Source organism: Methylobacterium sp. BTF04 (genome assembly GCF_010692745.1).
GTDB lineage: Bacteria > Pseudomonadota > Alphaproteobacteria > Rhizobiales > Beijerinckiaceae > Methylobacterium.
The window spans coordinates 1-1,118 of sequence record NZ_JAAHTB010000186.1 but is presented as its reverse complement, the minus strand read 5'-3'; the positions used below and the strand labels follow the sequence as shown (position 1 = coordinate 1,118).

Below are 1,118 nucleotides of genomic sequence, written 5' to 3'. Positions count from 1 at the left end.
CCCGTCTTATTCATGAGGGCAGTGGATCTGAGGCGGCGAGCGTAGCGTAAAGCATTGATTTGGCTTAGGGATTGGGTGCTGACACCAACCTTCTTCACCTGATCGAGCCCGCCACGCCCGCCATGTCCGATTCTACGTGTCTCCCATTCGCGTTTCCATCCGTCAGAGCCAAGAAACTCACAGCCGCTTTCGATGGCGGACGCCTGACCTCGGACGGCGGTGTCCTGCTGCTGGCCCAGGCTGCCCGACGGTTGGGCATCGCCGACAAGCTCGCCGCGGTGATCCCCGACCGGCGCGATCCGAGCCGGATCCTGCATCCGATGCCCGAGATCCTGCTCGCCCGCATCCTGGCCATCGCCTGCGGTTACGAGGATGCTGACGACCTCGACCACCTGCGCGCCGATCCCGCCTTCAAGCTCGCCTGCGGACGCCTGCCCGAGACCGGCGCCGACCTGATGAGCCAACCCACCGTCTCGCGGATGGAGAACATCCCCGGCCTGCGCGACCTGATCCGGCTCGGGCGCGTGCTGGTCGATGTGTACTGCGCCAGCTACGCCACGCCGCCAGCAGCCGTCACCTTGGACATCGACGACACCTGCGACGTGGTGCATGGCCACCAGCAACTGTCGCTGTTCAACGCCCACCACGACGAACGCTGCTTTTTGCCGATCCACGTCTACGACACCGACGCCAGCCGTCCCGTCGCGATGATCCTGCGACCCGGCAAGACACCTTCGGGCCGCGAGGTCCGCGGTCATCTGCGCCGCCTCGTTCGAGCGATCCGCCGGCACTGGCCGACGACCGCGATCACCATCCGCGGCGACGGACATTACGGCCGGCCCGAGGCGATGGACTGGTGCGAGGACAACGGCGTCACCTACGTCTTCGGCCTGACTGGCACCAAAGCGCTGGCGGCCAAGGTGGAGCCGACCGCCGATCACATCCGGGTGGTGCGGGCCCTCGGCGACAAGGAGGCGGTGCGCGGCTTTGCCGAGACCACGCACGCGGCCAAGTCCTGGCGGCAGCAGCGCCGCGTCGCCGCCCGCATCGAGGCCACCCGTCTGGGCCTCGACATCCGATATGTGGTCACGAACATCGCCACCGGCACGCCGGAATGG

At 67.2% G+C, this 1,118-nt stretch carries 1 protein-coding gene; it reads left to right on the top strand.

What is annotated here, in order from left to right; genetic code table 11:
• Positions 1-122: 122 nt before the first annotated feature.
• Positions 123-1,118, top strand: a 996-nt coding sequence (locus G3T14_RS24210) for an IS1380 family transposase (protein WP_163645009.1), incomplete at its 3' end; no start/stop codon positions are given.